The following is a 13,311-nucleotide window of genomic DNA, read 5'->3' as shown; positions in this document are numbered from 1 at the left end:
TGGCCATGAACAGACAATCCTTGTTCCATCGCCTGGCACCCTGGGCCCTGCCGCTGCTGTTGCTAGCGGTGTGGCAATTGTCGGTCTCGGCCGGCTGGCTGTCGACGCGAATCCTGCCGGCACCCAGCGCGGTGATCGAAGCCGGGGTCGGCCTGGTGCGCAGCGGCGAAATCTGGACCCACCTGGCTATCAGCGGCTGGCGCGCGGCAATCGGCTTCCTGATCGGCGGCAGCATCGGCCTGGCCCTGGGTTTCATCACCGGTCTGTCGAAGTGGGGCGAACGCCTGCTCGACAGCTCGGTGCAGATGATCCGCAACGTACCGCACCTGGCGCTGATTCCTCTGGTGATCCTGTGGTTCGGCATCGATGAGTCGGCGAAGATTTTCCTGGTGGCCCTGGGCACCCTGTTCCCGATCTACCTGAACACCTACCACGGCATTCGCAACGTCGACCCGGCGCTGGTGGAAATGGCGCGCAGTTATGGCCTGTCCGGCTTCAGCCTGTTCCGTCAGGTGATACTGCCCGGCGCCTTGCCTTCGATCCTGGTGGGCGTGCGTTTTGCCCTGGGCTTCATGTGGCTGACGCTGATCGTCGCGGAAACCATCTCCGCCAGCTCCGGCATCGGTTATCTGGCGATGAACGCCCGGGAATTCCTGCAGACCGATGTGGTGGTGCTGGCCATCGTCATGTACGCCGTGCTCGGCAAACTGGCGGACCTCGCCGCACGCGGTCTGGAACGTGCCTGGCTGCGTTGGCATCCGGCCTATCAAGTGGCCAAGGGAGGTGCGCAATGACGGCTCAACAACCTCCACGCCTGCTGCGCGGTATTCCGCTGGTGGTGCGCAAGCTGCAAAAGACCTTCGGTTCGCGCCAGGTGCTGCGCGAGATCGACCTGCATATTCCGGCCGGGCAATTCGTCGCGGTGGTTGGCCGTAGCGGCTGCGGCAAGAGCACCTTGCTGCGCTTGCTGGCCGGCCTCGACAAACCCACCGGCGGCGAACTGCTGGCCGGTGCCGCGCCGCTGAGCCAGGCCATCGAGGACACCCGCTTGATGTTCCAGGAGGCGCGCCTGCTGCCCTGGAAGAAGGTCATCGACAACGTCGGCCTGGGCCTCAAGGGCGACTGGCGCCCCCAGGCCCTGGAAGCCCTGGAGGCGGTGGGCCTGGCCGATCGCGCCAATGAGTGGCCGGCCGCCTTGTCCGGCGGCCAGAAGCAGCGCGTGGCCCTGGCTCGGGCGCTGATTCACCAGCCACGCCTGTTGTTGCTGGACGAGCCCCTGGGCGCGCTGGATGCCCTGACCCGGATCGAGATGCAGCAACTGATCGAGCGCCTGTGGCAGCAGCATGGCTTCACCGTCCTGCTGGTGACCCACGATGTCAGCGAAGCGGTGGCGGTGGCCGACCGGGTGATCCTGATCGAAGAAGGCGAGGTCGGTCTCGATCTGCTGGTGGAGCTGCCGCGCCCACGGGTGCGTGGCTCCCATCGGCTGGCAGCGCTGGAAGCCGAAGTACTCAACCGCGTGTTGTCGCTGCCCGGGTCGCCACCCGAGCCGGAACCCGTTTCACCCTTGCCCACGCAATTGCGCTGGGCGCTTTAAAGCAGCAGCAAGTTTCCAGCTGCAAGCGGCAAGAAAGAGCCGAGCGCTTTTGCTTGCAGCTTATCGCTTGAAGCTTGTGGCTTATTTCGACCTCAGGAGAAATACCATGACTATCAAGGCCATCAACGTTCGCAACCAGTTCAAAGGCACCATCAAGGAAATCGTCGAAGGCGACGTGCTCTCGGAAATCGACGTGCAGACCGCCTCCGGCATCGTCACGTCGGTGATTACCACCCGTTCGGTGCGGGAGCTGGAACTGGCAATCGGCAGCGAAGTGATCGCGTTCGTGAAATCCACCGAGGTGTCGATCGCCAAGTTGTGATCGATGCACGACAACCGGCCCCGGACGGCGTGAGCCCTTCGGGGCTTTTTTGTGGGGCAGGGCTTGAGCGGTGCGGAAGGAGCAAGGCCGCTATCGCGAGCAAGCTCGCTCCTACAAGAACGGCGCGAACCTTTGTAGGAGCGAGCTTGCTCGCGATAGGGCATCAGCCCGACCGTGCTATCTCGCGCTTGGGCAGGTAGGGCGGCAGGTACAGCCCCAGGTAGGCATCGAATACCCGCATGCCTTCCTCGGCCATGCGCTCGGTGATCTGCCCGTGCTGCTGGACCGAGCGCGCATAGACGCGGTCGCCCAGTTCCATGGCCAGGGCGAACACATCCACATCCGCGGGCAGCGCCGGCAACTGGAAGTGCTGGTCGAACAGCTTGTGCATCAGGTCGCCCAGTTCGATGTCGTGCTGGCGGTCGGCCTGGGTGACCTCGGTGAGGCCATGCTGGGCCAGGATCAACTGGCGAGCCGCAGCGTCGGCGCTGTAGATGGCGAGCATGCGCTGTTCGACCAGCCGCGACAGGTCGTGCCAGCTGCTCAGGGTCGCGTGGTCGATAGGCTCTTGCAGGCAGGCGCGGAACGCGGCGTGGACGTCGGCAGTCAGGGCTTCAAGCAGGGCGGGAACGCTGGCGAAGAAGTGATAGACCGAGGAGGGCGGGATCTCCGCGCGCTCGGCCACGCTGTAGATCGACAGGCTGGCCACGCCCTCGGCGGCAAGCAGGGTGCGGGCGGCATCGAGTATCGAGTCGATCCGGGCCTGGCTGCGTGCGCGGGGTTTGCGGGGGGTGGCTACGCGTGTCATTGGAGTCTCCTGCGGGGCAGCGGGCATTGTACGAGGCGTGTCGGGTGTTGTCTGCCAGGACGCCTTCGCGGGCAAGCCTCGCTCCTACAAGATGGAAATGGCATACACCTCGAACCTGTAGGAGCGAGGCTTGCCCGCGATCCGCCGCAAGGCGGCCATAAAAAACGCCACGGGCCCTTCGGCCGGTGGCGTTTTTCTGGGCTACAGCCGCTTACACGGTGTGCAGGTACCAGTTGTACTCGAGGTCGGAGATCGAGTGCTCGAACTCCTCCAGCTCGCTTTCCTTACAGGCCACGAAGATATCGATGTATTTCGGGTCGATGTACTTGGCCATGACTTCGCTGTCGTCCAGCTCGCGCAGTGCGTCGCGCAGGTTGTTCGGCAGGCTTTGCTCGTTCTGCTCGTAGGAGTTGCCTTCGGTTGGCGCGCCCGGTTCGATCTTGTTGACCAGGCCGTGGTGCACGCCCGCCAGGACCGAAGCCATCAGCAGGTACGGGTTGGCATCGGCGCCGGCCACACGGTGCTCCAGGCGGACCGCGTCGGCGGAGCCGGTCGGTACGCGCAGGGCGACGGTGCGGTTGTCCAGGCCCCAGCTCGGCGAGTTCGGCACATAGAACTGCGCACCGAAACGACGGTAGGAGTTGACGTTCGGGCAGAGGAAAGCCATCTGCGCCGGTAGGGTCTCGAGCACACCGCCGATCGCGTGACGCAGTGCGGCGTTCTGCTCGGGATCCTCGCTGGCAAAAATATTCTTGCCGTCCTTGTCCAGGACCGAAATGTGGACGTGCAGACCATTACCCGCCTGGCCTGGGTAAGGCTTGGCCATGAAGGTGGTGTCCATCTCATGGTCGTAGGCGATGTTCTTGATCAGACGTTTGAGCAGTACCGCATAGTCGCAGGCCTTGATCGGGTCGGCGACGTGGTGCAGGTTCACTTCGAACTGCGCCGGAGCACTTTCCTTGACGATGGCGTCGGCCGGGATGCCTTGTTCTTTCGCGCCTTCGAGAATGTCCTGCAGGCAGTCGACGTATTCGTCGAGGTCGTCGATCAGGTACACCTGGGTCGAATGCGGGCGCTTGCCGGAGATCGGCGAGCGTGGCGGCTGTGGCCGGCCATTCACGTTCTCCTGGTCGATCAGGTAGAACTCCAGTTCAAACGCGGCGCAGATGGTCAGGCCCAGCTCGTCGAACTTGGCCACGACTTGACGCAGCACTTCGCGCGGGTCGGCGAAGAAAGGGTCGCCTTCGAGTTCGTGCATGGTCATCAGCAGTTGCGCGGTGGGGCGCTTCTGCCAGGGTTCATTGCACAGGGTATCGGGGATTGGATAGCAGATTCGATCGGCGTCGCCGATGTCCAGGCCCAGGCCGGTGCTTTCCACCGTCGAGCCATTGATATCCAGAGCAAATAAAGAGGCCGGCAGGTTGATGCCTTTCTCGTAAACCTTGTGGAGGCTGGTGCGTTCGATGCGCTTGCCGCGCACCACACCATTCATATCCGCAATCAGAAGGTCAACGTACAGAACCTCAGGATGTTCCTTAAGGAACGCGTTCGCTTCGTTAAGCTGAACGGCACGCGGGGGTACCGACATGATGCAACACCTTTGTTGTTAAAAATATCAATCATTGATCTTTTCAGGTTTCAGTCAACCCGAACGGCATGCCGAAGTCAAGCGAGGCCTTTTTTGCCCTAAAAAAGCGCCTGCGGGGCATTTTTGGGGCGCTTTTCTGGCTTCGGAGGGCTTGGCCGCCGCGGCCTTGAGCGGGCCGTGTTGTATTTTTTACGGGGGTGTTGTGTAAAAAAATGAACAAGGCTAAGCTCGATTTAAACCCATAACAGCAATAATACCGGGGTGTTTCATGTCTCGCCTGCCGTTAATCGGCGTCACCGCCTGCTCCAGGCAGATCGGTCTGCATGCTTATCACATCAGTGGCGACAAGTACGTCCGCGCAGTGGCAGTAGCAGCCAAGGGCGTGCCCATGATCCTCCCGTCCCTGGCCGATATTCTAAGCCCGTCCGATATTCTGGACGGTCTGGATGGCATCCTCTTTACCGGTTCACCCTCCAATATCGAGCCTTTTCACTATAGAGGTCCCGCCAGCGCGCCGGGAACCGCGCACGATCCTGCCCGTGATGCCAGCACCCTGCCGCTGATCCGCGCCGTAGTGGCGGCCGGGGTTCCGGTACTGGGGATCTGCCGCGGCTTCCAGGAAATGAACGTGGCCTTCGGCGGCAGCCTGCACCAGCGGGTCCACGAAGCCGGCCCGTTCATGGACCACCGTGAGGACGAGAGCCAGCCGGTGGAAGTGCAATACGGCCCCGCCCATGCGCTGCATGTGCAGCCGGGCGGGGTGCTGGCCGGCCTCGGCCTGCCGGCGCAGATTGAAGTCAATTCGATTCATGGCCAAGGCGTTGAACGTCTGGCGCCGGGCCTGAAGATAGAGGCCCTGGCACCCGACGGCTTGATCGAAGCCTTCTCCGTCGAGGGCGCGCCGATCGAGGGAGGCAAGGCTTTTGCTTTGGGGGTGCAATGGCACCCTGAATGGCAGGTAAGCTCTAACCCTCACTACCTCGCCATCTTCCAGGCATTTGGCGATGCCTGTCGCAAGCGGGTAATGCAACGCGACGCCAATGCGTCACAAAAACCTGGCTTATAAGAGCCAGGAAACTCACGCCTAGAGGCATTTATGAGTAACAACCTCGACCAGCTCACCGATTGGTTGAAAGACCACAAGATCACAGAAGTCGAATGCATGATTGGCGACCTGACCGGGATCACCCGGGGCAAGATCTCGCCAACCAACAAGTTCATCGCCGAAAAAGGCATGCGCCTGCCCGAGAGCGTGCTGTTGCAGACGGTGACCGGCGACTATGTCGAAGACGACATCTATTACGAACTGCTGGACCCGGCCGACATCGACATGGTCTGCCGCCCGGATCAGAACGCGGTATTCCTCGTGCCCTGGGCCATCGAACCGACCGCCCAGGTGATCCACGACACCTACGACAAGCAGGGCAACCCGATCGAGCTGTCGCCGCGCAACGTGCTCAAGAAGGTCCTGAAACTCTACGCCGACCACGGCTGGCAGCCGATCGTGGCGCCGGAGATGGAGTTCTACCTGACCAAGCGCAGCGACGACCCGGACTACCCGTTGCAGCCACCGGTCGGCCGTTCCGGTCGCCCGGAAACCGGTCGCCAGTCGTTCTCCATTGAAGCGGCCAACGAATTCGACCCGTTGTTCGAGGACGTCTACGACTGGTGCGAACTGCAGGAACTGGACCTCGACACGCTGATCCACGAAGACGGCACGGCGCAGATGGAAATCAACTTCCGTCACGGCGACGCTCTGTCCCTGGCCGACCAGATCCTGGTGTTCAAGCGCACCATGCGCGAAGCCGCGCTCAAGCACGAGGTGGCCGCCACCTTCATGGCCAAGCCGATGACCGGCGAGCCGGGCAGCGCCATGCACCTGCACCAGAGCATCATCGACATCGAGACTGGCAAGAACGTCTTCTCCAATGACGACGGGACCATGAGCCAGCTGTTCCTCAACCACATCGGCGGCCTGCAGAAGTTCATCCCCGAGCTGCTGCCGCTGTTCGCGCCCAACGTCAACTCGTTCCGCCGCTTCCTGCCGGACACCTCGGCACCGGTGAACGTGGAGTGGGGCGAAGAGAACCGCACCGTGGGCCTGCGTGTGCCGGATGCCGGGCCGCAGAACCGTCGGGTGGAAAACCGCCTGCCGGGCGCCGACGCCAACCCTTACCTGGCCATCGCCGCCAGCCTGCTGTGCGGTTTCATCGGCATGGTCGAAGGCCACAACCCGAGCGCACCGGTGGTCGGCCGCGGTTACGAGCGCCGCAACCTGCGCCTGCCGTTGACCATCGAGGACGCTCTGGAGCGCATGGAAAACAGCAAGACCATCGAGAAATACCTGGGCAAGAAATTCATCACTGGCTACGTCGCGGTCAAGCGGGCCGAGCATGAAAACTTCAAGCGCGTCATCAGTTCGTGGGAGCGGGAGTTCCTGCTCTTCGCCGTCTGATGCGCGGGGCGCCGCCGTCACCGGCGGCGCCCTCACCGGAAAATCAGGAGAGTTCCAATGACCAGCAACAACCCGCAAACCCGTGAGTGGCAAACCCTCAGCAGCGAGCACCACCTGGCACCCTTCAGCGACTTCAAGCAGTTGAAGGAGAAGGGGCCGCGGATCATCACTAATGCCGAGGGCGTTTACCTCTGGGACAGCGAGGGCAACAAGATCCTCGACGGCATGGCCGGGCTGTGGTGCGTGGCTATCGGTTACGGCCGCGAAGAACTGGCCGAAGCCGCCAGCAAGCAGATGCGCGAGCTGCCGTACTACAACCTGTTCTTCCAGACCGCTCACCCGCCGGCGCTGGAACTGGCCAAGGCCATCTCCGATGTTGCCCCGCAGGGCATGAACCATGTGTTCTTCACCGGTTCCGGCTCCGAAGGCAACGACACCATGCTGCGCATGGTTCGTCACTACTGGGCGATCAAGGGCCAGCCGAAGAAGAAAACCATCATCAGCCGGGTCAACGGCTATCACGGTTCCACCGTGGCCGGCGCGAGCCTGGGCGGCATGACCTATATGCACGAACAGGGCGACTTGCCGATCCCGGGCATCGTGCATATCCCGCAGCCTTACTGGTTCGGTGAAGGTGGCGACATGACCCCGGACGAGTTCGGGATCTGGGCGGCCAACCAGCTGGAAGAGAAGATTCTCGAACTCGGCGTCGATAACGTCGGCGCCTTCATTGCCGAGCCGATCCAGGGCGCGGGCGGCGTGATCGTGCCGCCGGAAAGCTACTGGCCGCGGATCAAGGAGATCCTCGCCAAGTACGACATCCTGTTCGTCGCCGACGAGGTGATCTGTGGGTTCGGGCGTACCGGTGAGTGGTTCGGTAGCGATTTCTACGACCTCAAGCCGGACATGATGACCATCGCCAAGGGCCTGACCTCCGGCTACATCCCCATGGGTGGCCTGATCGTGCGCGACGAAGTGGTGGCGGTGCTCAACGAGGGCGGCGATTTCAACCACGGTTTCACCTATTCCGGGCACCCGGTGGCCGCCGCCGTGGCCCTGGAAAACATCCGCATCATGCGCGACGAGAAAATTATCGAGCGCGTCAAGGCAGAAACGGCACCTTATTTGCAGAAACGTCTGCGGGAACTGAACGATCACCCGCTGGTGGGTGAGGTTCGCGGAGTCGGCCTGTTGGGCGCCATCGAGCTGGTTCAGGACAAGGCCACCCGTGCGCGGTATGTCGGAAAAGGCGTCGGCATGATCTGCCGGCAGTTCTGCTTCGACAACGGCCTGATCATGCGCGCCGTGGGCGACACCATGATCATTGCTCCGCCCCTGGTGATCACCAAGGAGGAGATCGATGAGCTGGTGAGCAAGGCCCGCAAGTGCCTGGACCTGACCTTGAGTGCGTTGCAGGGCTAAGTGCTAGGCTCTGAGCGAAGTACCCCGTGGTACTTCGCTCGGGGCGGCCATAAAGGCTGGGTCTTTTGTTGAAAGCCCGCCTTGGAACTTGCCAGACTACCGCCTGTTTTTAGTTGCCTGGCAACCGGTCGCTGAACACAAGGTTAAAAAGAATAATTGGAGCATGACGCATGAAGGCAATAGGTATGAAGAAAGCTGGCAAGACCCTCCTCGCCATGTCCCTGATGGGCGCGATGGCGGCAGTGGCCCAGGCAGACGACAAGGTGCTGCACGTTTACAACTGGTCCGACTACATCGCCCCCGACACCATTGCGAACTTCGAGAAAGAGTCCGGGATCAAGGTGGTCTACGACGTTTTCGACAGCAACGAAACCCTGGAAGCCAAACTGCTGGCAGGCAAGTCCGGTTACGACGTGGTCGTGCCGTCGAACAACTTCCTGGCCAAGCAGATCAAGGCCGGTGTCTATCAGGAGCTGGACGTCTCCAAGCTGCCCAACTGGAAAAACCTGAACCAGGATCTGCTCAAGGCGGTTTCGGTCAGTGACCCGGGCAACAAGCACGCTTTCCCATACATGTGGGGTTCCATCGGCATCGGTTACAACCCGGAGAAGGTCAAGGCTGCGCTGGGCGTCGACAAGATCGATTCCTGGGACACCCTGCTCAAGCCCGAGAACATTGCCAAGCTCAAGGGCTGCGGCGTGAGCTTCCTCGACTCGCCAACCGAAATGATCCCGGTCGCCCTGCATTACCTGGGTCTGCCGACCGACAGCCAGAAGAAAGACGACATCAAGAAAGCCGAAGAGCTGTTCCTCAAGATTCGTCCTTCGATCACCTATTTCCACTCCTCCAAGTACATCTCGGACCTGGCCAACGGCAACATCTGCGTAGCGGTCGGCTATTCGGGTGACGTGCAGCAGGCCAAGTCCCGTGCCGCCGAAGCCGGCGACAAGGTGAAAGTCAGCTACGCCATTCCGAAAGAAGGCGCCGGCACCTTCTACGACATGGTCGCTATCCCCAAGGATGCGGAAAACGTCGAGGGCGCCTACAAGTTCATGACCTTCCTGCAGAAGCCTGAAGTCATGGCCAGCATCACCAACGCCGTGCGTTTCCCGAACGGCAACGCCGCCGCAACGGCACTGGTGGAAAAAGACATCACCAGCGATCCAGGCATCTACCCGCCAGCCGACGTGCAGGCCAAGCTGTATGCGATCGCCGATCTGCCGGCCGCTACCCAGCGTGAGCTGACCCGCAGCTGGACCAAGATCAAATCCGGCAAATAAGCCGGTTTGAGGCCGCAACCGCTGGCCGTCGTCCCCGCGAGGGCGGTCAGCGGTGCAATTAAATGACAGAAAGTTTTGCTGGATCGGTTTATCGAAGGTAAGTTGCGCGCCGGTTTTGTTGCTGGGCAGCTCTTGGCTGTCATGTAGTGCGGGCAACTCAGGCCCAATTGTTTAGAGGACCTCCACTTGCCTATTTCTTTATTTCGCAAAGCCATGCTGGTGGGTGCCGGGCTGACGCTGGCCGTCAGCGCCTATGCCGCGCCAACCGTGCATATTTATAACTGGTCTGACTATATCGGTCAGAGCACATTGGCGGACTTCGAAAAGGCCACCGGCATCAAGCCGCTGTACGACGTGTTCGACTCCAACGAAACCCTGGAAGGCAAGTTGCTCGCCGGTCGTACCGGCTATGACGTGGTCGTGCCGTCCAACCACTTCCTGGGCAAGCAGATCAAGGCCGGGGCGTTCCAGAAGCTCGACAAGGCGCAGTTGCCCAACTATTCGAACCTCGACCCGGTGCTGCTCAAGCGCCTGGAGAAGAACGACCCGGGCAACCAGTACGCCGTGCCTTACCTGTGGGGCACCAACGGCATCGGCTACAACGTCGAGAAGGTCAAGGCCGCGCTGGGCGTGGACAAGATCGACTCCTGGGCCATGCTGTTCGAACCGGAAAACATCAAGAAACTGTCGAGCTGCGGCGTCGCCTTCCTCGACTCCGCCGATGAAATGCTCCCGGCGGTACTCAACTACATGGGCCTGGACCCCAACAGCCAGAACCCCGACGACTACAAGAAGGCCGAAGCCAAGTTGCTGGCGGTGCGGCCTTACGTGACCTACTTCAACTCCTCGAAATACATCTCCGACCTGGCCAATGGCGAAATCTGCGTGGCCGCGGGCTTCTCCGGCGATGTGTTCCAGGCCAAGGCGCGCGCCGCCGAAGCCGGCAAGGGCATCGAGATCGCCTATGTGATCCCCAAGGAAGGCGGCAACCTCTGGTTCGACATGCTGGCCATTCCCAAGGACGCCGGTAACGTCAAGCAGGCCCATGCCTTCATCAATTACCTGCTCAAGCCTGAGGTGATTGCCCAGGTCAGCGACTCCGTCGGCTACGCCAACCCGAACCCCAAGGCGGGTGAGCTGATGGACCAGTCGGTGCGCAAGGACGAAGCGGTTTACCCGGCGCAGGAGATTGTCGACAAGCTGTATGTCAACTCAGAGTTGCCGCCCAAGATCCAACGACTCATGACCCGCAGCTGGACCAAGGTCAAGTCGGGCAAATAGCGTCAATCGCTCAAACTATCCAGAGTTCGCCCGCATGGGGCGAACTGCAAATTCTGTTGGGAGTTTCGTAAATGGCAGTTGCCTCCGGCGCCTACAAGAAAGCCCTCGAGGGCGACCAGACACCGAAGCAGGTGTTGGTCAAGATCGACCGGGTCACGAAGAAGTTCGACGAGACGATTGCCGTGGACGACGTGTCCCTGGAAATCAAGAAAGGCGAGATCTTCGCTCTGCTCGGCGGTTCTGGCTCGGGTAAGTCCACCTTGCTGCGCATGCTCGCGGGGTTCGAACGGCCCACGGAGGGACGCATCTACCTGGACGGTGTGGACATCACCGACATGCCGCCCTACGAGCGGCCGATCAACATGATGTTCCAGTCCTACGCCTTGTTCCCGCACATGACCGTGGCGCAGAACATCGCCTTCGGCCTGCAGCAGGACAAGATTCCCAAGGCCGAGATCGATGCCCGCGTGGCCGAGATGCTCAAGCTGGTGCAGATGAGCCAGTACGCCAAGCGCAAGCCGCATCAGCTCTCTGGCGGCCAGCGCCAGCGCGTGGCCCTGGCCCGTTCCCTGGCCAAGCGGCCGAAACTGCTGCTGCTCGACGAGCCGATGGGCGCGCTGGATAAAAAGCTGCGCTCGCAGATGCAACTGGAGCTGGTGGAGATCATCGAGCGCGTCGGCGTGACCTGCGTGATGGTGACCCACGACCAGGAAGAGGCCATGACCATGGCCGAGCGTATTGCGATCATGCACCTGGGCTGGATCGCCCAGATCGGCAGCCCGATCGACATCTACGAAACCCCGACCAGCCGCCTGGTCTGCGAATTCATCGGCAACGTCAACATCTTCGAAGGTGAAGTGATCGACGACGCCGAAGGCCACGCGACCATCACCTGCAAGGACCTGGATCGCAACATCTACGTGGGCCACGGCATCAGCACCTCGGTGCAGGACAAGTCGGTGACCTACGCCATCCGCCCGGAAAAACTCCTGGTGACCCCGGACATGCCGACCTGCGAATACAACTGGTCGAGCGGCAAGGTGCACGACATCGCTTACCTGGGCGGGCACTCGGTGTTCTACGTCGAGCTGCCGAGCGGCAAGCTGGTGCAGTCGTTCGTGGCCAACGCCGAACGCCGCGGCGCGCGGCCGACCTGGGGCGACCAGGTGTACGTCTGGTGGGAAGACGACAGCGGCGTGGTACTGCGCTCATGAACATGCGAAAGCTCAAGCGCCGCCTCAATCGAATAATTCCCGGTGGCCGCCAGATGGTCATCGGGGTCCCGTTCCTCTGGCTGTTCCTGTTCTTCATGCTGCCGTTCTTCATCGTCCTGAAGATCAGCTTCGCCGAAGCGGACGTGGCCATTCCGCCGTACACCGAGATCTACAGCTTCATCGACCAGAAGCTGCAGGTGCTGCTCAACCTGGGCAACTACGCGATGCTCGGCGACGACGAACTGTACATCGCCGCCTACCTCGGCTCGCTGAAGATGGCCTTCTTCAGCACCCTGCTGTGCCTGTTGATCGGCTACCCGATGGCCTATGCCATCGCCAGCGCCCGCAAAGAGCTGCAGACCGTGCTGGTGCTGCTGATCATGATGCCGACCTGGACCGCGATCCTGATCCGCGTCTACGCCTGGATGGGCATCCTCAGCAACAACGGCCTGCTCAACGGCTTCCTGATGAGCATGGGCTTGATCGACGAGCCGCTGCAGATCCTCAACACCAACCTGGCGGTGTACATCGGCGTGGTCTATTCGTACCTGCCGTTCATGATCCTGCCGCTCTACGCCAACCTGGTGAAGCACGATACCAGCCTGCTGGAAGCCGCCTCGGACCTGGGTTCGAGCACCTTCAACAGCTTCTGGAAAATCACCGTGCCGCTGTCGAAGAACGGCATCATCGCCGGCTGCATGCTGGTGTTCATCCCGGTGGTGGGCGAGTTCGTGATCCCGGAACTGCTCGGCGGTCCGGAAACCCTGATGATCGGTAAAGTGCTCTGGCAAGAGTTCTTCAACAACCGTGACTGGCCGGTGGCCTCGGCCCTGGCAGTGGTGATGCTGGCGATCCTGATTGTGCCGATCATCCTCTTCAACCGCAGTCAGGCCAAAGAAATGGAGGGCAAGGAATGAAGCGCTTCAGTTTCTCGAACCTGATGCTGGTGGTGGGGCTGGTATTCATCTACCTGCCGATGCTGATCCTGGTGATCTACTCGTTCAACGCCTCCAAGCTGGTGACGGTCTGGGGCGGCTGGTCGGTGAAGTGGTACGTCGGCCTGCTGGACAACTCGCAACTGATGGGCTCGGTGGTGCGCTCCCTGGAGATCGCCTGCTACACCGCGATCGCCGCGGTGGCCCTGGGCACCCTGGCGGCCTTCGTGCTGACCCGTATCACCCACTTCAAGGGCCGCACACTGTTCGGCGGCCTGGTCACCGCGCCGCTGGTGATGCCGGAAGTGATTACCGGTCTGTCGCTGTTGCTGCTGTTCGTGGCCATGGCGCAGATGATCGGCTGGCCGCAGGAGCGTGGCATCGTCACCATCTGGATCGCCCACACCAC

At 61.5% G+C, this 13,311-nt stretch carries 12 protein-coding genes and 1 pseudogene; 11 read left to right on the top strand and 2 right to left on the bottom strand.

Features of this window, described 5'->3' with window-relative positions:
* The first annotated feature begins 5 nt into the window (after positions 1–5).
* From ssuC to PVZ80_RS11370, 3 genes are all read left to right on the top strand, one after another.
* Entirely contained in the window at positions 6–794 is a 789-nt protein-coding gene (gene ssuC, locus PVZ80_RS11380) for an aliphatic sulfonate ABC transporter permease SsuC (RefSeq protein WP_063433340.1), read from the top strand.
* On the top strand, positions 791–1,597 hold the full coding sequence (gene ssuB / locus PVZ80_RS11375) for an aliphatic sulfonates ABC transporter ATP-binding protein (protein ID WP_009051382.1): 807 nt from the start codon (positions 791–793) through the stop codon (positions 1,595–1,597). The genes ssuC and ssuB overlap by 4 nt, the downstream gene beginning before the upstream one ends.
* A gap of 106 nt (positions 1,598–1,703) precedes the next feature.
* Complete coding sequence (locus PVZ80_RS11370) at positions 1,704–1,919, top strand: TOBE domain-containing protein (protein ID WP_007928303.1); 216 nt, start codon at positions 1,704–1,706, stop codon at positions 1,917–1,919.
* Positions 1,920–2,082: 163 nt separating this feature from the next.
* Here PVZ80_RS11370 and PVZ80_RS11365 read toward each other — a convergent pair whose 3' ends face one another.
* Together PVZ80_RS11365 and PVZ80_RS11360 are read right to left on the bottom strand one after the other, a co-directional pair.
* Positions 2,083–2,727 carry a TetR/AcrR family transcriptional regulator gene (locus PVZ80_RS11365; protein ID WP_103330872.1) on the bottom strand — a complete coding sequence of 215 codons (645 nt, stop codon included), beginning with the start codon at positions 2,725–2,727 and terminating at the stop codon, positions 2,083–2,085.
* 211 nt (positions 2,728–2,938) lie between these two features.
* Positions 2,939–4,315, bottom strand: coding sequence for a glutamine synthetase family protein (locus PVZ80_RS11360; protein ID WP_009051380.1), 1,377 nt, complete (start codon positions 4,313–4,315; stop codon positions 2,939–2,941).
* A 268-nt stretch (positions 4,316–4,583) separates the two neighbouring features.
* Here PVZ80_RS11360 and PVZ80_RS11355 point away from each other — a divergent pair, with 268 nt between their 5' ends.
* From PVZ80_RS11355 to PVZ80_RS11320, 8 genes and pseudogenes are all read left to right on the top strand, one after another.
* The gene (locus PVZ80_RS11355) at positions 4,584–5,381 is read left to right on the top strand and encodes a gamma-glutamyl-gamma-aminobutyrate hydrolase family protein (protein ID WP_273863908.1); all 798 of its coding nucleotides are present in this window, start codon (positions 4,584–4,586) and stop codon (positions 5,379–5,381) included.
* A 30-nt stretch (positions 5,382–5,411) separates the two neighbouring features.
* The gene (locus tag PVZ80_RS11350) at positions 5,412–6,770 is read left to right on the top strand and encodes a glutamine synthetase family protein (RefSeq protein ID WP_009051378.1); all 1,359 of its coding nucleotides are present in this window, start codon (positions 5,412–5,414) and stop codon (positions 6,768–6,770) included.
* Between the two features lie 57 nt (positions 6,771–6,827).
* A complete protein-coding gene (locus PVZ80_RS11345) occupies positions 6,828–8,192 on the top strand; it encodes an aspartate aminotransferase family protein (RefSeq protein WP_016705050.1) in 1,365 nt (454 codons plus the stop codon).
* Positions 8,193–8,377: 185 nt separating this feature from the next.
* Entirely contained in the window at positions 8,378–9,472 is a 1,095-nt protein-coding gene (locus PVZ80_RS11340) for a polyamine ABC transporter substrate-binding protein (RefSeq protein ID WP_016705051.1), read from the top strand.
* A 186-nt stretch (positions 9,473–9,658) separates the two neighbouring features.
* Positions 9,659–10,753 (top strand): polyamine ABC transporter substrate-binding protein, encoded by a 1,095-nt coding sequence (locus PVZ80_RS11335; RefSeq protein WP_009051375.1) that lies wholly within the window; start codon positions 9,659–9,661, stop codon positions 10,751–10,753.
* Positions 10,754–10,824: 71 nt separating this feature from the next.
* A complete protein-coding gene (locus PVZ80_RS11330) occupies positions 10,825–11,967 on the top strand; it encodes an ABC transporter ATP-binding protein (protein ID WP_007928322.1) in 1,143 nt (380 codons plus the stop codon).
* A 35-nt stretch (positions 11,968–12,002) separates the two neighbouring features.
* Positions 12,003–12,884: an ABC transporter permease subunit gene (locus tag PVZ80_RS11325; protein WP_169916015.1), complete on the top strand. Its 882-nt coding sequence runs from the start codon at positions 12,003–12,005 to the stop codon at positions 12,882–12,884.
* Positions 12,881–13,311: pseudogene (locus PVZ80_RS11320) on the top strand (putrescine ABC transporter permease PotI); the annotation flags it as partial. The gene PVZ80_RS11325 and the pseudogene PVZ80_RS11320, both read left to right, overlap by 4 nt.

It is taken from the genome of Pseudomonas sp. B3G-3, from assembly GCF_028640915.1.
Lineage (GTDB): Bacteria > Pseudomonadota > Gammaproteobacteria > Pseudomonadales > Pseudomonadaceae > Aquipseudomonas > Aquipseudomonas chlororaphis_I.
This window is presented reverse-complemented; position numbering and strand designations above follow the sequence as displayed.

What these genes read in the sequence shown, in the direction of transcription:
- ssuC (WP_063433340.1), top strand. Translation starts at nt 6, where the DNA reads ATGAACAGACAATCCTTGTTCCATCGCCTGGCACCCTGGGCCCTGCCG.
- ssuB (WP_009051382.1), top strand. Translation starts at nt 791, where the DNA reads ATGACGGCTCAACAACCTCCACGCCTGCTGCGCGGTATTCCGCTGGTG.
- PVZ80_RS11370 (WP_007928303.1), top strand. Translation starts at nt 1,704, where the DNA reads ATGACTATCAAGGCCATCAACGTTCGCAACCAGTTCAAAGGCACCATC.
- PVZ80_RS11365 (WP_103330872.1), bottom strand. Translation starts at nt 2,727, where the DNA reads ATGACACGCGTAGCCACCCCCCGCAAACCCCGCGCACGCAGCCAGGCC.
- PVZ80_RS11360 (WP_009051380.1), bottom strand. Translation starts at nt 4,315, where the DNA reads ATGTCGGTACCCCCGCGTGCCGTTCAGCTTAACGAAGCGAACGCGTTC.
- PVZ80_RS11355 (WP_273863908.1), top strand. Translation starts at nt 4,584, where the DNA reads ATGTCTCGCCTGCCGTTAATCGGCGTCACCGCCTGCTCCAGGCAGATC.
- PVZ80_RS11350 (WP_009051378.1), top strand. Translation starts at nt 5,412, where the DNA reads ATGAGTAACAACCTCGACCAGCTCACCGATTGGTTGAAAGACCACAAG.
- PVZ80_RS11345 (WP_016705050.1), top strand. Translation starts at nt 6,828, where the DNA reads ATGACCAGCAACAACCCGCAAACCCGTGAGTGGCAAACCCTCAGCAGC.
- PVZ80_RS11340 (WP_016705051.1), top strand. Translation starts at nt 8,378, where the DNA reads ATGAAGAAAGCTGGCAAGACCCTCCTCGCCATGTCCCTGATGGGCGCG.
- PVZ80_RS11330 (WP_007928322.1), top strand. Translation starts at nt 10,825, where the DNA reads ATGGCAGTTGCCTCCGGCGCCTACAAGAAAGCCCTCGAGGGCGACCAG.